The following is a 17,798-nucleotide window of genomic DNA, read 5'->3' as shown; positions in this document are numbered from 1 at the left end:
CGAACCTTTTTGTGTGCGGGAGTTAGCTTACCCAGACCCCGCGGTCTGCTGACCAATTGATGGATTGACCTGATGAGAATTTCACCTGATAAATGCCGTTACCGATGTATGCCTCGTCTGTGAGAGGGTAGCCATACACCGAAGTGAAACCAGTGTTCCGCCAATGCGCGTAAATAGCACCGCGTCCGTTCAACGTATGAGTACCAGCACTAGGTGACCACGTGTAGATAGTCTCAGCACCAGTGCTAGTGCGGAAGAGCTGAGTAACACCACCATGACCAGCTGCAACCTCACCGGTAGCAGGGAAACCGATACGGGCTGTACCGCCATCTTTCTCCCATTCAGCGTTGATAGCACCGCGCCCGTTGACCAGATTCACTCCGGTATTAGGAGCCCAGAAGAACCGAGTGACGATATTACCCTGAACAAAGGTCTGACGGGCCCCATTCGCTACAGCCCTCTCGTCCTCGCTGGGGAATCCGTAGGTGCCGGTGCCGCCCTCGCGGGTGAACTTGCCACCGATAGCCCCGTTCTCCCAGACCGTATGAGTCCGATGGTGAGTAGGAGTCCAGTAGAAAGCCGTGTAGCCGCCGCTGACGGTACGGAACTTCTGCATTGCCCCACCAGTGATAGCAGTTTCGGCAAAGACCGGGAACCCGTAGGCGCGCTCGAACCCGCCAGCGGCGTATCGGGCACCGATACCCCCGGCGAAGTTCACGGGGTGCGCTCCAGTAGCAGCTGACCAGTAGAGGACGCCGCGTTCAAAGTTCTGAATAACGCCTCCGGCCGATGTGAATTCGTTAGAGGTGGGGGCCCCGAAGACAGAGCTACCACCGTAGCGCCAGTAGGCTGCCTCAATACCTGATCCAGGAACTAGCTTGTACTGCGGGGCCGGTGCAAGTGCTGCCGCTCGGGCAACGGCTGCGCCGGTATCAACGAGTTTGTACCCTGCCATGTTCTTGCCGGTGGATGTGAGAATCTGGCGGATTTGCTCCACGGTCAAGGAGGGGTTGGCTTGTTTCATCAGGGCGATAGTGCCGGTGACGTATGGGGCTGCCATCGAGGTTCCGTTTTTGGTGCCGTAGGTGGGGGAGCCGATGGATGAGAAGCCGGTGTTCGTGGTTGAGAAAATATCGTTGCCGGTAGTACCACCTGGGGCAACCACATCTAGCATGGAGCCCCAGTTCGAGTAGGCGGTCAAGGTTCCCCAGGAGGTTGAGGCACCGACGACGATAGCCCGGTAGCAGTTAGCGGGGGTGATGCCATTGGCGTTGATACCGTCATTGCCTGCGGCTACTACGACGGGGATGTTTTTGGACAGGGCGTAGTTGATGGCCTTGGACATGGCTGGGGTGCAGGTGGCTGAGGGCCAGGCGAAGGAGGCGTTAATGACGGTGGCCGGTGCTGGGTTGGTGGGTGCTCCGGCGACGGTTCCGCCTGCTTCCCATACGATGGCGTCGGCCATGTCGGTTTCGTAGCCCCAACCGTACAGGCCCATAGCTCGTGCGACGTTGATGTTTGCTCCGTGGGCGATGCCGGTTACTCCAATGTTGTTAACTTGGGCTGCTAGCTGTCCGTAGATAAAGGTGCCGTGCCAGTTTGCATTGGCGTTGTTGTTGCCCATGTCGCGGGCGTCGGAGTCTCGTCCGTTACCGTCATTGGAGAGTGCGGTGGATGATACGAAGTCCCAGGAGGCGATGGGGGCTCGTAGGTCGGGGTGGTTGGAGTAGCCGGTATCGACGAGGCCGATGGTTTGGCCGGCTCCGGTGTAGCCGCTGGCCCAGGCTGGTGCTGCGTTCATTTGTGAGGTGGCAAAAGCCCACAGGCGCGGGTAGTAGGGCTCGGTGGTTGCGGCTGCTGAGATAGCCTTAACGAGGCGGTCGGGGGTGACTGATTCGATGCGCGGGTCAGCTTCAAGCTGAGCGATAGTTTGACTCTGCTCTTGCTCGTTGAGCAGGGTATCTGTCTCTAAGACGATGGTAGAGGTGTCACCGGCTACTTGGTCTTTGACAAGGGCTGCGTCGTCCAGAGTGTCGGTGAGGGCGCTGGCGTCGTGGGCCAGGACGTCCTTGTTGGTGGTTTCGTCTTTGAGAGTGACGATGAGCCGGTTGGTTTCTTCTGCTACGGACTCCCCGGTTTGGGTGAGCTGCTCGATGGCCTGGTCGGTTGCCGGGGTATCAGTTGCCGTGGCTGGGGTGAGGGCCGTGAAGAAAGTGGCGAGAGCTAGTGCGGTGAGGGTCAGTGTTTTGGTGTGGGTAGTTTTGGGCATGGTGTAGTCCTAGAGGTTCTGCTGTTTTTCCTGGTGCTTGAGGTATTTGCGGTAATCGGTGATGAGATATGCACATAAGGCGAGGTTGAGTAGAACAATGAGGCCTGCTGAAATGGCCAAATAATGCAGTAGTTCGATGGCCCAGAGTGGCATGGGGAAGTTCCTTTAATGTTGATAGTGATTAGGGTGAGCCCCACCTGCGGTTGGGCGCTCTTGTGGTTTTGGCTCGTATGCTTGCTGATGTAAGTCGGGTCGTGTGGGGCGACTTACTAAATGGGTGGGGTGTGGGCAAAAGGGGGTATGAGACTTTTTTCTAAGAAACATGATGAGAACGAGCTATATAGCCTCGATGACCAGACCCAGGTAGGTCAGCACTCTGGAGCTTTCAAGCGTCTGTGGCTGGAACTTCAGAACAAAGAAGTAGCTAACGGGTCGTTGCTTCAGCGGGCGGCTACGTGGATCGAGGCGTCTTTTGCTCGGCGTATTTTGGTATCTGTATTGATGCTGATTTTGGTGATGGTGGTGTTGGGCTTTTTCTTGGTGCTCTCATCGGCCATGGGTGGAGTAGGGGATGAGCCTGAGGTGACTATTCGCCCAGCATCTTTCGTCCATCTAAGTTTGGGGCTATAGACCATGGGTATCGCTCGTGAGGGGGCCAAGTGGACTGTGCGGGCAGTCCTCTTGAAGATTGTTGGCCCTATTCTGATACCGCTTTTGGCTCTGATGCTTTTCTTGGCTGGGGTAATGTCTCTGAGCTTCATTGCCGGGTATAACGACTGGGAGGCTAACCGCGCTGAGCTGGCGTCGTCCCGTTCCTGCAAGAGCCCGGTTGTTGCTGATTCTGGTGATAGCTCTACGGTTAACGTCCCTGAAGAGTATCGGGAGGCTGTTGATAAGGCGGCGGAAGAGTCTGGTATTCCGGCTCAGATTATTGCCGCTCAGATTGCTGCTGAGTCGAATTGGAACCCTAACGCTGTTTCACCTGCCGGTGCTAAAGGATTGACGCAGTTCATTCCCTCTACCTGGGAGCACTACGCTCCGGGGGAAGACCCCTTTGACCCGTTCGCCTCGATTGCCGCTCAGGGGCGCATGATGAAGGACATGCGCCAGATGATGGGTGACTTGGCTGGAGGGGATGCTCAGAAGGAGATTGAGCTTGCTCTAGCTGCCTATAACGCTGGGCCTGGTGCTGTGCTGCAATTCGGTGGTATCCCTCCTTATCCTGAGACTCAGAATTACGTGAAGAAGATTATGGGCACCTCGCAGATGTCTTATTCCAAGGGGTGCTCTCAAGTTGGAACAAAAGCCTGGGATGGTGACTTGGGTACTGGGGAGTGGACTAACCCCTGCCCGGGGTGCGTGAAGACATCGGGGTATGAGGCCCGTACTGCTGCGGGTCAGATTGATGCTGTCAATGGTGGTTTTCACTGGGGTCTTGACTTAGCTACTCCTGGTGCTGGCTATTCGCCTGGCGTAGAGATTGTTGCTCCTACAAAACTTCGTGTTGTGGAATACGAAACGGTGTCTGGGTGTATCTTGGCGTACCAGGTTGATCCGCCTGAATTTGGTTTCATGTTTTGCCATTTGCACGAGAACTACGCAGAGCCTGGCATGGTTCTAGAGCGTGGCGATGTTATCGGCATTGAGGGTGGCACTGGGTATAGCACTAAGAACTACTTTGCGACTCACTTGCACATTGAGATGTTCAAGCCTGGGCACAAAATTGAGAACTACAACTGGTGGTCGGATAGGTCAGGCAACCTTGACCCTGAACCGATTCTGATTGAGAAAGGGGCACTGTAATGACCCGCGATAAATTGATCTGGATTGTCTGCTCCTCGGCACTGGTTGTTGGTGCAGGGCTTATCGCACTACTGGTGTGGATTGGGAGCCTGATGGGGCAGAATAGCGTATCTGAAGCACCCAGCGAGAGCCCCAGTACGAGTATCGGCCCCGCTGCCAGTGCGACTGCTACGGCTGGTACTGAGCTAGCTGAAGGTGCGTGCCCTGATATTGGTGAGGTAGACCGTTCTGACGCTGATGCGGTAGCCGCTGCTGTTATGGGGATTGGGTTCTGCTTTGATTCGACGGTAGATCAGACCATGACTGATGCTTTGCGGCGGGCTGAGCCCTTAATGACTGAGCAGATGAAGGGGCTGTTAGTTGAGAACGGGCATAATGCATTGGCCAGTCAGTTCCTGGTTGCGTATGAGCAACGTGCTTACACTACGGTGACGGTAGAGTTCATGGGCGCTGATTCCCATGACCATGAGGAAGACCCCACGGCTGCGGCTGATGAGCATTCTGATGAGCATGTGCATTATTCGACTCAGTATGCTTCTTGGCAGTGGGTTTCTCGTATTGGAGAGGGGTCTATGCCTGGTGGGTATTCTGTATGGACGATGCGGCTTGTTCAGGATGATGATGGGCTGTGGCTCGTTGATGGGTACGAGCTTGGTAGTTTCGTTCCGGCTTCTTAGTGAGTAGTTGCGGAAGAGAAAAAAGGGGAGGGGCTCAACTGTTCAATTTGGAACAGTTGAGCCCCACCCCCTTTTTTTGTGTGAGGTATGAGCTGCCGTCGCTAAGCATTGTGTTTTCGTTTCGAATGTCTTGCTAGGGCGTTGCGTTTCCGATTGCGGATTCCGTTTTGCCATTTCCGATTCCGCAGAAGTTAGAGGGTTTCCGGTTCTGGTTTCCAGGGCAGTAGATACATATGCCGTTTGGGTTATGCGTAGGGAAGTGAACTGCCGGTATCAGTTCGGCAGCCCACCGTTGATTTAGTCCCATTCGGTGTAGAAGAATACTTCCCCCTCGTGCTTCTCTTCGCTATCCTTGTAGGCTTCTTCTATGCTCTGCTCCCATAGTCGCTGACAGAGCGCCTCTGCTCTGGTCTCATCTGATATATAGGCCTCGCCCATTTCATACATCCATCCGGCGTTCATGCACTCACCAGTTTCTGAATCTATCCGCCATTCTGAGCCGCTGAAGTTTGCCTCATAGGGGTCAAGCCCGCAGTATTCCAGCTCGTCCTCATGTACCTCGCAGCGGTTAGAGGGCTGAAGATAGATGCGCTGGAGACTATAGCCTTGAGTAACGAAATTTTTTAGGCTCTTATCCCATTCCAGGTACTCCAGCTCGTGAGGCGCTTCTACATCCTCGACTACTGCATTACCCCAGTCGTAAACATATCCCTGGCTCATTACTTGTGTTCCTTTCACTTGCTCCAGCAGGATGGCTATCTGGCTGGTAGCTGTCCCGTCCCTGATGGCAGAAGAAGGCGTCAAGGGGCTAAAGACCTAGAGCTGTGCAACCCCGTAAGGGGCAATGGCGGCATCGAAATTTCTGAGGAAATAAGCGACGCAGGAGCGCCGGTAGAAATTTTGAATACGCCTTGGCCTTTAGGCTTGCACAGTTAGGTCCAAGCCCCTAGCCTCGAATGCCAGCAGGGACGGGACAGCAGCGTGTAAACGGTAACTAAGGTTAGGAGATCCTATAAGGAGCTTGCGACGCCATAGGATCCCCTAGCCGAAGAGCTGTAGGTACAAGAAAGGCGTTGATCTTAGGTAAGATGCCTTGCATCGCACCTAAGATCAACGCCGTGACTCTAGCTTGTTTACGTCACTTTGAGGAAACCCCGACACCGCAAGAGTTGTGCCGGGGCCGGCTAGTCGTTTAGGCAACTAGCTGGGCCGCCCGCTGATATGAGATATCAAGAACCTGACCAATATCCTTAGGGGTCAGCCCCTGCCGCTTGAGCGTCTTAGCTGCCTGCCGGGACTTCTCAGCAGCTAAAGAGTTTGAGAGCTGGGCCTGCATGAATAGACGCTCCGCTTCTGCTCTGACCTCTGCAATATCCTCAGGTAGTTGGATTTTCAAGTTGATAGTGATTTCTTCCAGGGCCTCATCATTCATACCACTGATGAAGTCCTTGGCCATTCCTTCGGCTTCTGCAAGAGATCTAGCTTGGGTGCCCTGGATAAAGCCCTCGATGTCCAGGTGCCAGTATTTTCCGCTCTTGATAGCTGTAGTCTTGTAGGTCTTCATTACTTCCACCAGTCCTTTCCTCATGACTCCGCTGCCTGTTTGTAGATGCCCTTGACTGTGAGTTCGTTGATTTCGGTGTGCCGGGGGATCGATATGCGTTGTCCATCTAGTGTGTAGATGTCATGATTCCCTCCGCTTCTGTGTTGGTTGAACTCTAGACCCCTTTCTCACGCGGCTCGGTTGATGTGTATAATGAGGTCGCGTTTCTTGGTCACGCTATAATTCCACCCCACACTTGAATTGGGTTTCAAGTGTGGAGTGGAATTATTTGCCCTCTGGCTAAACTCTTTTGCAATGGCTGTGGCCTTCTAAGCTGCTTGAGGGAGGAATTTGTCAAGGGCCTCTCGAATGACCTCAGATGTGCTCACGCCCTGTTCTTGGGTATAGCGGGTCAGGCGGTCTTTGATATCGGGGGTTACTCGGGCGTTGATGCTGGGGGAGTGGCCGTTGACGGTTTCAGCAAGGGCTGGGCGTCCTCGGGTGGCAGCTGCGACGATTTTTTCAGCGCGGGCAACACCTTCAGGGGTTCTAGGTAGGATGGTCGCTTTGTCTAGAGCTTCAAAAAATTCATCAGACTCTGCCCACTGGGAGAGGGCTTCACCAATTTTTTCGTGATCGGCTAGGGTGAGGTTGTTGAAGTCGATATCTTTGAGGTTATCAAGCTGTGACATGTTCTTTCTTTCTATTGGAGGGTTTTTGTGTAGGTCTTGCCGCGGAGTTTCATGCAGTGGAAGATAACAATATCTGGTGTAACTTCGTAGACCATAACTTCCAGTAAATCACCCTTACGGGAAGGGCCGATGTAGAGGTCGGGGTCTGGTAAGTTGGGGATTCTCGATTGCTCAAACCGTGGTTTATGGCGATGGTAGTTCTTGATTGCATTGAGCGCGTCAGCTTCTGTGTATCCGTGCTTTGCTGCTGAGGGCAGGAAGATGAACTTCATAGTATTATTGTGTCACATAAATAATTGTGTTGCACATAAATTAGAGGTATTTTGTCGAGTGTCTGGCTAGATACGGGTGGGAACTTTTGGGGAATCAGCACTGCCTAAGAATGAAGCCACTTCCCTGGAGAGTCTGGATGTCTACACCGCAGAAGCTCAATTAGCCCTAACCCTGAACCCATTCCGCACATAACCTGCCATATTTGAACAAGCTGGCCTGCATACCTCACTGGCACTTCCTAGCTCACGAACTCCCAGGGCAAGCAAAAACCCCGCCCTCTGTCGCGCTCTGCGCGTCAAAGAGGGCGGGGGTTTTGTGCGGCAGTCGGTCAAGCGCGGCGCTTGCGCGGGGGTTCGGGGGCGGCGCTAGCCCCCGTAATAACCTTTCGCGGTGCAGCTAGCCGACGGGCGAGATAACCTTTCGCGGTGCAGCTAGCCGACGGGCGAGGAAAGCTTTTACTTTCTGCTAAGCAAACCCTATCTTATTTTGGGTTTATATCTGACGTGTCGTTCTCTTTCTCCCGGTTTGATATCGCAAAGAAACTGAAGATCGTTCCTAGACACAGCCCAATACCCACAACAAGAACAAAGGAAGGAGTTTCACCTCTAAGTTGGATAGGGAAACTATAGGCTGTATAAGCTGCAACAAAATAACACGTGAAAAGAGATGCCGGGTTTCTTCTAGCGGAAGATTCACGGTTAGTTGCTCTCACACTGACATATATTATGAAAACTACGACAGAAAGATTAATAAAGAAAAGGAAAAGGGTCTGTGCCATGGTTTTACTCTGAGGCTATACTCCTGCTATTTCTTTACCTAGGTCAAAACATGAGTCGATACCTAATGCATCGAGAATAAATTCAATGCTGAATCCTGATGCGGCAGCTACCCTTGCTTTATCAGCTTCATTGAGCGGGAAGGCTGGCCAGACTTTCTGGGCTGCTTCCGGGAGTTTGTCACGGATAGCATTTGAGGCTGCTTTTACCTGAAGCTGAACATAGGCAATCTGACCTCCGGCTTCCTCTACAATCTTAGCTAGTTTCTGGTTCTTCTTGATTGCATCGTTGAGCTTTGAGGTCAGCTTTGCGAGTTTGGCGGCTGCGCCAATACCTCCAGGAGCAAGTACTGGGGCTATTGCCAGAGCACAGTTTGCTGCGGTTGCAGCCCACCACTGAATATCTGGGTCTAATACTACGTCTCCTATGGCGGTTGAACGGTCTACGTGCTGGCGAACTCCTGAATCTGTAACTTCAAAGTAAGTGGGTAATAGGTTTCCTGCCGAATCTACTGCCCAGGGCTGTGCTATAGACCCTTCGGTTTCTCCGCTTTGATTAGTAATGTTTACCGCGCCATCTGTAGATAGTGAGAAGTTGTATCCTTCAGGGAGGCTGAGCGAAAAATCTACAGAGTTTTGAAGATCCTCATGGGTGAGAACAGCAAGTATTTGGCCAGAGCTGCTTCCTGTGATGTGTGTAAATGTGTCGATGCCGTCGGTGGTCTCTGACTGTGCTAGTCCATCGATAGTGTGGGTGGAATTGCTGGGGTTTGCTGCTTCGATGGAGAGGGACTCGCCGGTGGACTCGTTGATTAGGGACAGGCCACCGGTTTTCGTAATGTGAGGGAGCGGAACGTTGGAATCTTCTGTGCCTGACAAATCTAAGGTCTTATCTATGAGGTTATCGAATGCATCTGGTGCTGTGCTGTTCGTAAAGCTTGCTATAGCCTTCTTTGCGGTGTCTTTTTCTGCTTCTGATGTCTCTAAGGCTTGTTGAATAGCTGTTTTGTCGCTGTCTGAGATGCCGAAGCGGGTTTCCTGTGCTTGAGCTGGTGTGGTTGAGATGAGCATGGTGCCAGCTAGGGCTGTGGCTAGTATCGACTTGGGGAAACGGAGCACAATAACCTCCTATGTGATTTTCATTAATGATGCAAAACACTGTAGCTTAAGGTGTGAGGTACTTCAAGGTGCACACCTCATGGGGTTCTCCCCTCTATGCTCAAAAGCTCGTTACAGCGTTTGAGTGCTGAGATGATGGGCTACGAATTAAAGGTGGGAGTCTTACTTATCAAGTAAGACTCCCACCGTATCTGCGTCACTAGATGATAGAGCGGTTTAGAGCTCCTTCTTGTTCTTGTCTTTGCGTCGTCCGCCGAAGACAAGCCAGGCAGCTAGTCCGATAAAGCTAGCACCCAGTGCGGCAAATAGAGCCTTGAACCAGTCAAAGGTGCTCGATGCTGCTTGCTCAGTATCAGCATCGGCCTGTGAGCTCGTGGAGTCTTGGGAGCCTTGTTCGGTGCGTGCTGGTGCAGGCGAGGCCGTATTGCCGTTCTGTAGGTCTTGTGCGTCAGCTTGACGGCCTGGTACGGCACCGGCCTGAAGGTTGCTGGTGAACTCGCGTGACTCTAAGGTGCTGTTCTCGCGGCCGCCGGGGATGAGAGCTTCGAGGGTTTCACTGAACTCGCGAGAGGCCGTTTCTCGCTGAGGCGTTGCCGTTGCGCTTGAAAGGGTATCAGGGATGCGGGTTGCCGCAGGCTCGCGCAGGGCCTCGATGATGTTGGTGGGCTCTGCTGTATCCAGATCTGTTGCTTCAAGCTGGTGTTCTTCGGTCACAGGGAGGTTCTCGCTAGCAGGGTTCGCCGGGTTGGTTGGTTCTACAGGCTCAGCCGGTGCTGGGCTTTCTGGCTGGAGAGGTTCAGTCGGAGCTGGTTCTGCTGGAACTTCTGGCTGAATCGGCTCGGTAGGAACTACAGGCTCTGCCGGTTCCACAGGTTCTACCGGTTGCTCAGGAACAACGGGGTCTACCGGCTGAACAGGTTCAACAGGCTCCACCGGCTCTACCGGAACTACGGGGTCTACCGGCTCCACAGGCTGCTCAGGAACAACGGGGTCTACCGGGTCAGTAGGCTCTGATTCTGAGGGCGAGACGATAATCTTTGTCGTTACCTCCTTATCACCAACGGTTGCCGTCAGAGTGTACTCGCCCGGAGCCAGGCCCTGAGTATCGAGAGTCAGGATTACTTCACCGTTTTCGTCCGCAGTGCGAATGATATAGGCCTTCAGCTCGCCATCTGCATCACGCAGTTCAATGACCACGTTGGCTGAATCAGTGAGGGTAAATTTGACCTCTGCATCCGCGGTGGGAACGCCTGTAACTTGAAAGTCGTGGACGTCGCCCACAATGAGGGTCTGCTCTTCTTCTACAAATGCGGGGGCCGGTTCTTCAGGCGCTGGTTCTTCGGGGGTGGGGGTAGGTTCAACGGGCACCTCAGGGTCTACCGGCTCCACAGGAGTCTCAGGCTCCACTGGGTCAGTAGGTGCCGGATTCTCAGGTTCTACTGGCTCAACGGGGGAGTCGGTAGGAGCGCTAGTAGGTTCTGGTTCTGTGGGGGCAACAGTTTCCTCAGGTGAGGGAGTTGGAGACGGCGCGGAGGTTTCGCTGGGCTCAGGTGATGGGGCCTCTGACGGTGTTGTGGTGGCTTCTGCTGTTGGTAGGGCTGTCTCATGAGGGATTGGGGTTGCCGATTCAGAGGGTGCAGGAGCAACGGTAGTGGTGGGTTCAGCGGTGGCCGTGGCTGAGGGCTCTACTGTCGGTTCCGTGGTGGGCTCTGTTGTGGCAGTTGGTTCAGCAGTAGCTAGGGGCTCAGCAGAGGCAAGCGGTTCGGAGGCTGCAAGAGTTGCAGCTGAGGCCGGTGCGAAAATTGCCTGGTCGGTGGTGTCTGTTGCCGGTAGAGATTCAGCGGACGCTGTAGCCAATGGTAGAGCAAGGGTTGGAGCTACCAGTAGAGCAGTAGCTAGGGTCTGTGACTTTTTCACAAGAGGTTCCTTTCGAGGAAGAAGGGGCGTGTTAGGAAAGAGTGGCGGGATATGCCACAACTCGGTTTCCTGCTTGGGTGATAAGAGTTGAGCCGGACTGGGCCAGGATGATTTTGTTGGAAAGGGTATAGCCAGCCTCAGTACCTTGGAAGATGTAGGTTGCTCCATTGGGGGCTGAGGCTAGACCAAATGTCCCCTTGGCTGGGAGCCCTGTGGTGCCATTCGGCAAGACTGTCTGAAGTTTTCCGGTACGAAGAGAAAAAATGTAGGGCCCATAGGTTGCTAGGTCATTACCTTGGCCGATAACCCAGGAACGCTCAGTGCTATCAATGGTGGGTTCTAAAGATTGCAGTGGGCCGTCAATAACTTCTACAGGCTGGCCTGAACTCAACGAATGGATAACGAGTTTGACCTGGCTTTGGGCGGTAACTGAGTTAAGGTTTTGCGCCCAGATACTGGCGGCGTAATCATTGCCGATGCTGATCCACTGGAGCATAGAGTAACCGGCCTCAGGGGAAACGAGGTCAATGGCGACAACGGCCTGACCAGCAGGGTCAGTAACTTCTGACGGCACGTCATACCCAAGAGAGACAAGGCCCTTATCTGTAAATGCCCACGGGGAAAGACCCTGAGGGGACTGATATGGCTTTAGCCCCTCCTGGGTGAGCCTGAATACCTGGGCCTGTGAGTCTTTGATAATGATTTCAGCTGATGGGCGGGTTACGGTTGCTCCTGCGGGCAGGTCAGCGGTGATGAGTTTGCCTTCTGCGTTAGATTCATCAGCGATCCAGGCGGTGAGCTTGGTCTTATCGGCGTTGAGCCATACGATGCCGGGTTTACCGTCGATAGAGGTTTCATCGATAACTGCGATTTCTTCGGCGCCGGTGACGCTTCTAATTTCCTTGCCGGTGGCGTTGGAGTAGAGAGTAATAGTTTCGCCGTCGATGATGGCAGTTGCGGCCTGCGATGAATGGACGCGGGCACCATCAGGGATGGGGAGCGTCCAGGCAGGTTGCTGGGTGTAGCCCACTGGCAGGTCTACTACGGTTTGGCTGACGGCGGTTGCTGTAGGCAGGGTCGAGGCTTCGGTGCTGGCCTGGTAGAGAGAGATGCCGGCAAATGCGCTGGCTCCAAGGACAGAGCACGCAGCTAAAACCCCAAGGGTAGTGAGCAGTAGCCGCTTACGGCGTGGAGCTGGTTTCTCGTTGTCCTCACCTTCACCTGTCTCTTGCTGGCCTGAGAACATCTCTTCCAAAGTGGAGTATCGAATCATCTGGGGGTGCTCTTCTTCGGCCTGCTCTTGGGTTTGCTCAGGGGCAGTCTCGGGTTCTTCGGGAACAGGAGCTTCGACAGGGGAATCAACGCTGGCAGGCAGGTCTGGCTCTATAGAGGGGCCCTCTTCAACTGTTCCATTTTGAACAGTTGGTGCTACAGGTTCCTCGGGTTCTTCGGGCTCAGACTCGGAAGTATCAGCTTGGATAGGCGCGGCTTGAACTACCTTGGGCTCTACCTCTTCGGTCATCACAGGGGCCGCAGCTAGTCGGCTTTGGAATGTTTCTTCTTCCAGCTCTTGTGATTCTGTCTCGGGGGTAAAGGTGAGAAGAGCGTCGTCTTCGGGGGACTGGTCTTTGACCGTCAGCTCAAAGGCCGTGCCGGTCGAGTCGGCAACACGCTGGGCATGGGTCGTGAAGTCTTTGAGGGAACGGAAGTAGGTAGGGGCATGGTCTTCGGATACCGAAAGGATCCAGCCATGAAAAAAGAGGGTGCTACGGCGGGCGGCTGCTGGTGCCTCGGCGGGGTCGGCCAAGAGCTTGGGCTCAGTTGAGCCTTGCTCATAGAGATAGGTGCCAAGAATTTCAGATGAATTGGCGTCAAGGCAGGTCAGGATATAGGGGCTCTGGTGAATGGTGACCTGCTGGGCAGTGACAGTGTTGACGCGGCCCCAGGTGCTCACCGTAACGTCGGTCTGGTCGCTACGCAGACTCAGCCGGTTAGGGGCTAAGGTGATCTGCGTTTGGCGGTTTGATTCCACTGGTTTTGCTTTCTTCGTTGGTTGTTTCTAAGGCAGGTGCCCCGGTGTGAGTCTGTTGCTCGCACCGGGGCACTACTTGGAGGGCATGGTGCCTAGTTAGTCCTTAGAAAGGGTTTTCGTTGATGTCTTCACCCTCATCGACTGCGGTGGTAAGGCACTCTAGGAGGTCTTCGACCTCGGTGTCTTTGTAGTCAATCCACCAGCGGGCTGAGGTGATGAGTCGGGCCGGTACGAGGTATCGTTCCTCGAACTCTTCTTCGGTGAGCGTGGCGTCTTCTCCGCGTACCAGTTCCTCAAAGGCTCCCATGATGAGCTGGTTGCGTGAGGTCGTGGCCCAGGGCACCTGCTTTTCGGTTCCTTCGAGCTCGGGCAAATCGAGCTTGGTCTGGTTTTCGAGGGCGGCTTCGAGCAGCATCTGCTTGTACTCTTCAGCGCCTTCCTTTCGGTAGCACCGGGAGCAGACCTGTGCTGAGAGCCAGGACGCAAAACCTTTGCGTTTACCTGCTGGGCGGTCTGAGAGGTCGCGTTCTTCGGTATGGCCGCACTTGTGCTTGATGACGAATACGGTGGGGATAGCCATGGTGGTAATCTCCTTGGGTCGTTGGCTTGAGTTCAGTGGGACTTGGTGGTTGTGGGGGCTGTGGGTAAGTCAGTGAGGTAGTTTGTGAGTGGAGCATGCCCAGTGATGCAAGCCGTCACAAAGTCCTCACGGATAAAGTTGCTACACCTCCAATCCAGGCAATCCCCGCACTACAGACTCGAGGGAAGTTTCGGCAATCCCGATGTACTGTTGAGTCGTAGCAATATCGGCATGCCCCAATAATTCCTGGACGGCCCTGATATCTTGAGACTGAGCATAAGCAGTTGTTGCAAACCAATGGCGTAAGCTGTGGCAGCTGTACCCCTTGCCTAAGAGCCTGCCAATCGTTTTAGCAACATTGTCGTGACTACGATGCCCAGTGAACCTGCCTGGAAAGTAGTAGCCTTCATGCTTCAGCTGTAAAAATGGCTCTAGCTGCGGGTGTACAGGGATGCGGCGCATATCGCCTCCCTTACCCGTTACGGTGAGCCATCCTGGGGAATAACTATCTGTGTGTAGCGAGGCAATCTCAGTGCGTCGTAGTCCAGCTAAGGCGCCTAGCAGAATCATCATTGACTGCTCTGTGGTCTGAGCTTGATCTAGGGCTTCGTTGAGTACTTCCGTTGGCAAAGGACGAGCTTTTGCCCTGGGAACACGGATAGGCAGAAGAATCTCTGTAGGGTTGTCAGGCCGGCGGCCTGTAACCTTGAGGTAGTGGAAGAAGCGGCGCGCGGAGGCTAGAGCGCTTCGGCGGGAATTGGGTTTCCATTGTGGGTTTGCTAGCCAGCAGGTGATTTCTGAGCTGCTTACTTCTGTGGGTGCAGAAGAAACGGCCTGTGCTAGGGTGCTGAGCCATCGTAGTCGTGTTTCGATGGTGCGCTCTGTGCGTCCGGCTGCTTGGAGCCATTGTGCGAAATCGGTTAGGGCGTCAGCCCAAGGGGTAGTCAGCATAGTTTGCTTCTTTCTCGATAATCTGATGAATGAGAAAGAAGTGGGGGGGGGGGCTATGCTGGCCCCTGGATTCTGTCTTATCTGGGGGGAGGAAAGAGAAAATGGGGCTAGAGCACACTCGTGCTTCTAGCCTCATTGTCTAGTGGTTTTCAGCAGGGTTCTTCCGCGTAGCGGGCCTGTTTTTATTGGTACGGATTATTTTCTGGTCAGGGTCAGCTGGTAAGTTCTTTTGATCCAGGCCAGGGTATTAGATGCCCAGCGTCCCTCAGAAGGGGTGGATGAGAATCTGATAGCTGGTTTATCAGGGTAGTCGGGGTGGGTTGCTTTGTAGTGGCCTCTGTTGCCTAGGTGTACAGTGAATCCGTTGGCTTTGAGGAGACGGGCCATGTCGCGCCCGTTGTTAGGCATAGGTGTTTTATGTATGTGTTCATTATCCCAAATGGTGTTGTATGTCACCTGTGAAGCTGGTTGTCTGTGGTGTGCTTGTCTGGCTGCGAGCTGGTCAATGAGGTCAGGCCTGTAACCGCTCCATATCTGTGTTTCTTCACCGGGTATTTCAACGATAGGGGCTTGGAGGAGTCCGCGGGCTTTGATGTGTGTGGCTATGGCTGGTTCGTTTTTTCCTTAGTTGAGTCCGTCGGATGTGTCGTTGGGTGAAGTTACAAGAGCAGTCACGTAAAGCGAGATGAATAGGACCAGCAGGAAAGTGGCTAGATTTTTTACATCCAGAACTGCAAACCACGTCTGTTCAACAGTTTGTCCCAACGTCAAAGTGTTATTTTGGAACGCACTTCTGAGGCTGATGACAATACCAGTCGTAGAAATGTAGAGAAGGGAAAGAATTACTGTCCCGTACACAGCAATGAGGACAAGGGGCTTACGCGGCGTACGGTTTTTCACTAGGCAACTTCTTTCTTTGCTTGGCGGCGGGCGCGTAGCTGGTCTCGTAGGGCTTTACCGGCCTCTACGTCTGCGGGTGTCTCGGAGCTGATGGTGGTCATGGTGGTTCTTATTTCTGGTGGAGTTTGTAGGTGGAGGCTAGTGGCTTGGGGAGTAGCTCTTCGGGTATTGAGTAGCCTAGCTGTTCTAGTTTTGCTTGGAGGGCGATAGTTTCTCCGGGCCGGGCTAGGTAGTAGAAGGTGCAGATGACCTCGCCGGTGGGGCTGATGATTCCTGCTTGGTAGAGGTCTTCAAAGTCAGGGGAATTGTTGATTGATGAGTAGTGGTGGCGAGGTTGTTTGGTGATGGTGAGGGTGTGGGGTGCGTTGTTGGGCATTACTGGGCTTCCTCATCTTTGAGAGTGGTTGTGGTGTAGAGTTTTTTCAGTAGCAAGGTTGTTTGTATGATGCGGCTGTAGATTGGGTCCTGTAATCCCTTGGTCGCGGGTTCAAGCCCCGCAGGCCCTACAATAAAACTCCATCTCACTAGGTAAAACTAGTGAGATGGGGTTATTTTTATCGGGTAGAAAATCGGCTAACCCAACGGAAACCCAACGGTTATAAAAACGCTAGGCACCCTGAGCAGAGTTGCCAAAGGCCTGCAACAAGGCCGACATATCCGGCGCAAAACGCTCTCGCATGACGTAATACTGTTCAGTGATTGACTCACTAGAGTGCCCCAGCGGCAAGGACGCTGTAGAAATTCCCTCAGCATTAGCTAGGTAGGTTGCCACCGTCTTTCTGATCTCATGAGGCTTCAAGCCGGGGAAACCTGCAGCATCTACCTGAGTCCGCCACTTCTTACGGAAGTTGCTAGGCTCCCATGCCGTGCCAGCAGTGGAGGGAAAGACATAAGCTGTAGGTGTTGCCCATGCCGTAGTTCTAGCGTGCGCCGGCAAATGGTTATCCCTACGCTCCCGCAACATTTCAGCTACAAACTCAGGTAGGAACAAGGAATGTTCCGAGTTCTTCGACTTCGGGTGTGACTGCCTAATGAGCTTGCCTGCTGCATTGTGCACTAGGGTGCCGTTGATGTTCACACTAGAGCACCCTGGCCTTAAACCGTAGGGCCAGCACTTCACCGATACGGTAACCAGTGCCTAGTAGGACGTCCAGAATGGCCTGCACATCGTTTGTGAGCTGTTCCCTGAGCTTTACTGCATCAAAGTAGGACAGTGCCTTTACTTGGCTCTTGGGTTGCGCTGGGAGCTGTACATCTCGAACTGGGTTGCGTGGCACGGTGTCTCGGCTCACAGCGAACTTGAACATATTTGAGAGCACAGACTTAGTTCGCTTTGCTGAGGAATAGCTGTGGTCTGTCGCTATGCCTTTAACATGCAAGGTGAGGCGGCTAGGGGTGCACTTGTTCAACGTGAGCTCACCTATGCTGGGAGTAGGTGCAGTCGCAGTGCGTCTTGATACATGCGTGAGGTCTGCACTGCGCGGCCTTGCTCTTCGAACTGTTCCCACCATTGGGTAGCCAGTAGGGAAACGGGGGAATTGCCTTTGAGCTCGCTGCTCTGATGCTGGTGGGCTTGTTCGGTGAGGTGCTCTTTTAGACGCAGTTCTGCTTTAGCTTTGCTGGGGCCGGTGCGCTCAATAAGGCGGGTCTTGCCGTCGAGATCGCGGAAACGGGTTTTGGCGGTCCATGCGCCGCTAGCGGCTTGGGTGCTGTAGATGTTGCCATAGGTGCCAGGGGACAAGCGAGGTCGGGGCATGAGGTTAGTCTCCGAAGTAGTTGGGGAAGAACCGTATCTTATCTTGTTCGGTAATTTGATAAGCAGGCTCACTCGGAATCTTGTCAGCTGAGATGAGTTCAACCTTATTTTCAGACCGCACCCCAAGTTGGTGCATTAAGTTTGTAGCTTCAGTTGAGTTGAATTCCCAATCCTCTTAGGTCTCACCTATATAGCTAGAGAATAGCCAAACCCGGTTGCTGCACTCTCCCTCGAAACAACTAAACTCACTGCCCCTGAGCAGTCAGAAAAAGCTACAAGCAAAAAGGTTTCAGTCATAAACCAAACTACCAGCATCACCGATGCAAAAGCCACATTCCTACGCCTACACGATGTAAAAGACCTCGTATCACCCAGCGGCTACATTGATATGTACTGGGTTTAGTTCCGACCCCGTACATTGGAAACAAACAAAAAAGAGCAAAGGAACTTCACCCATGCCCACCAAATACCCCCAAGAACTCAAAACAAGAGCCCTACGCCTACTGGCCGA

16 protein-coding genes and 1 pseudogene are annotated in these 17,798 nt (G+C 53.6%); 3 read left to right on the top strand and 14 right to left on the bottom strand.

Annotated features, from left to right (window positions below; translation table 11 throughout):
- Positions 1–22: 22 nt before the first annotated feature.
- Positions 23–2,269 carry a S8 family serine peptidase gene (locus L6762_RS11420; protein WP_237187387.1) on the bottom strand — a complete coding sequence of 749 codons (2,247 nt, stop codon included), beginning with the start codon at positions 2,267–2,269 and terminating at the stop codon, positions 23–25.
- A 300-nt stretch (positions 2,270–2,569) separates the two neighbouring features.
- Here L6762_RS11420 and L6762_RS11415 point away from each other — a divergent pair, with 300 nt between their 5' ends.
- From L6762_RS11415 to L6762_RS11405, 3 genes are read left to right on the top strand one after another with little or no spacing between them, the layout of a single operon-like run.
- Entirely contained in the window at positions 2,570–2,899 is a 330-nt protein-coding gene (locus L6762_RS11415) for a hypothetical protein (protein ID WP_237187386.1), read from the top strand.
- Between the two features lie 3 nt (positions 2,900–2,902).
- Positions 2,903–4,072, top strand: coding sequence for a transglycosylase SLT domain-containing protein (locus L6762_RS11410; RefSeq protein ID WP_237187385.1), 1,170 nt, complete (start codon positions 2,903–2,905; stop codon positions 4,070–4,072).
- A complete protein-coding gene (locus L6762_RS11405) occupies positions 4,072–4,749 on the top strand; it encodes a hypothetical protein (RefSeq protein ID WP_237187384.1) in 678 nt (225 codons plus the stop codon). The genes L6762_RS11410 and L6762_RS11405 overlap by 1 nt, the downstream gene beginning before the upstream one ends.
- A gap of 297 nt (positions 4,750–5,046) precedes the next feature.
- Here L6762_RS11405 and L6762_RS11400 read toward each other — a convergent pair whose 3' ends face one another.
- The 13 genes and pseudogenes from L6762_RS11400 to L6762_RS11345 all read right to left on the bottom strand — a co-directional run bounded on the left by L6762_RS11400 (position 5,047) and on the right by L6762_RS11345 (position 17,287).
- The gene (locus L6762_RS11400) at positions 5,047–5,469 is read right to left on the bottom strand and encodes a hypothetical protein (RefSeq protein WP_237187383.1); all 423 of its coding nucleotides are present in this window, start codon (positions 5,467–5,469) and stop codon (positions 5,047–5,049) included.
- 472 nt (positions 5,470–5,941) lie between these two features.
- Positions 5,942–6,313, bottom strand: a complete 372-nt coding sequence (locus L6762_RS11395; protein ID WP_237187382.1) for a hypothetical protein — start codon at positions 6,311–6,313, stop codon at positions 5,942–5,944.
- 20 nt (positions 6,314–6,333) lie between these two features.
- Positions 6,334–6,456 (bottom strand): annotated as a pseudogene (locus tag L6762_RS12090) (type II toxin-antitoxin system HicA family toxin); the annotation flags it as partial.
- A gap of 165 nt (positions 6,457–6,621) precedes the next feature.
- Entirely contained in the window at positions 6,622–6,984 is a 363-nt protein-coding gene (locus L6762_RS11390) for a ribbon-helix-helix protein, CopG family (RefSeq protein WP_237187381.1), read from the bottom strand.
- 11 nt (positions 6,985–6,995) lie between these two features.
- On the bottom strand, positions 6,996–7,256 hold the full coding sequence (locus tag L6762_RS11385) for a hypothetical protein (RefSeq protein WP_237187380.1): 261 nt from the start codon (positions 7,254–7,256) through the stop codon (positions 6,996–6,998).
- A 794-nt stretch (positions 7,257–8,050) separates the two neighbouring features.
- Positions 8,051–9,151, bottom strand: a complete 1,101-nt coding sequence (locus tag L6762_RS11380) for a hypothetical protein (RefSeq protein ID WP_237187378.1) — start codon at positions 9,149–9,151, stop codon at positions 8,051–8,053.
- A 216-nt stretch (positions 9,152–9,367) separates the two neighbouring features.
- Positions 9,368–11,068, bottom strand: a complete 1,701-nt coding sequence (locus tag L6762_RS11375) for a hypothetical protein (protein ID WP_237187408.1) — start codon at positions 11,066–11,068, stop codon at positions 9,368–9,370.
- Between the two features lie 31 nt (positions 11,069–11,099).
- Positions 11,100–13,100, bottom strand: coding sequence for a hypothetical protein (locus tag L6762_RS11370; protein WP_237187376.1), 2,001 nt, complete (start codon positions 13,098–13,100; stop codon positions 11,100–11,102).
- 103 nt (positions 13,101–13,203) lie between these two features.
- A complete protein-coding gene (locus L6762_RS11365; protein WP_237187375.1) occupies positions 13,204–13,680 on the bottom strand; it encodes a hypothetical protein in 477 nt (158 codons plus the stop codon).
- Positions 13,681–13,821: 141 nt separating this feature from the next.
- Positions 13,822–14,631, bottom strand: a complete 810-nt coding sequence (locus L6762_RS11970) for a tyrosine-type recombinase/integrase (RefSeq protein WP_272878710.1) — start codon at positions 14,629–14,631, stop codon at positions 13,822–13,824.
- 1,009 nt (positions 14,632–15,640) lie between these two features.
- On the bottom strand, positions 15,641–15,907 hold the full coding sequence (locus L6762_RS11355; RefSeq protein WP_237187373.1) for a hypothetical protein: 267 nt from the start codon (positions 15,905–15,907) through the stop codon (positions 15,641–15,643).
- A 231-nt stretch (positions 15,908–16,138) separates the two neighbouring features.
- Positions 16,139–16,588 carry a tyrosine-type recombinase/integrase gene (locus tag L6762_RS11350; RefSeq protein ID WP_272878712.1) on the bottom strand — a complete coding sequence of 150 codons (450 nt, stop codon included), beginning with the start codon at positions 16,586–16,588 and terminating at the stop codon, positions 16,139–16,141.
- Between the two features lie 363 nt (positions 16,589–16,951).
- A complete protein-coding gene (locus L6762_RS11345) occupies positions 16,952–17,287 on the bottom strand; it encodes a hypothetical protein (protein ID WP_237187371.1) in 336 nt (111 codons plus the stop codon).
- Positions 17,288–17,798: the final 511 nt, after the last annotated feature.

Source organism: Rothia nasimurium (assembly GCF_928381705.1).
GTDB lineage: Bacteria > Actinomycetota > Actinomycetes > Actinomycetales > Micrococcaceae > Rothia > Rothia nasimurium_G.
This window is presented reverse-complemented; position numbering and strand designations above follow the sequence as displayed.

What these genes read in the sequence shown, in the direction of transcription:
- L6762_RS11410 (WP_237187385.1), top strand. Translation starts at nt 2,903, where the DNA reads ATGGGTATCGCTCGTGAGGGGGCCAAGTGGACTGTGCGGGCAGTCCTC.
- L6762_RS11420 (WP_237187387.1), bottom strand. Translation starts at nt 2,269, where the DNA reads ATGCCCAAAACTACCCACACCAAAACACTGACCCTCACCGCACTAGCT.
- L6762_RS11415 (WP_237187386.1), top strand. Translation starts at nt 2,570, where the DNA reads ATGAGACTTTTTTCTAAGAAACATGATGAGAACGAGCTATATAGCCTC.
- L6762_RS11345 (WP_237187371.1), bottom strand. Translation starts at nt 17,287, where the DNA reads ATGCCCCGACCTCGCTTGTCCCCTGGCACCTATGGCAACATCTACAGC.
- L6762_RS11385 (WP_237187380.1), bottom strand. Translation starts at nt 7,256, where the DNA reads ATGAAGTTCATCTTCCTGCCCTCAGCAGCAAAGCACGGATACACAGAA.
- L6762_RS11395 (WP_237187382.1), bottom strand. Translation starts at nt 6,313, where the DNA reads ATGAAGACCTACAAGACTACAGCTATCAAGAGCGGAAAATACTGGCAC.
- L6762_RS11355 (WP_237187373.1), bottom strand. Translation starts at nt 15,907, where the DNA reads ATGCCCAACAACGCACCCCACACCCTCACCATCACCAAACAACCTCGC.
- L6762_RS11400 (WP_237187383.1), bottom strand. Translation starts at nt 5,469, where the DNA reads ATGAGCCAGGGATATGTTTACGACTGGGGTAATGCAGTAGTCGAGGAT.
- L6762_RS11365 (WP_237187375.1), bottom strand. Translation starts at nt 13,680, where the DNA reads ATGGCTATCCCCACCGTATTCGTCATCAAGCACAAGTGCGGCCATACC.
- L6762_RS11405 (WP_237187384.1), top strand. Translation starts at nt 4,072, where the DNA reads ATGACCCGCGATAAATTGATCTGGATTGTCTGCTCCTCGGCACTGGTT.
- L6762_RS11390 (WP_237187381.1), bottom strand. Translation starts at nt 6,984, where the DNA reads ATGTCACAGCTTGATAACCTCAAAGATATCGACTTCAACAACCTCACC.
- L6762_RS11970 (WP_272878710.1), bottom strand. Translation starts at nt 14,631, where the DNA reads ATGCTGACTACCCCTTGGGCTGACGCCCTAACCGATTTCGCACAATGG.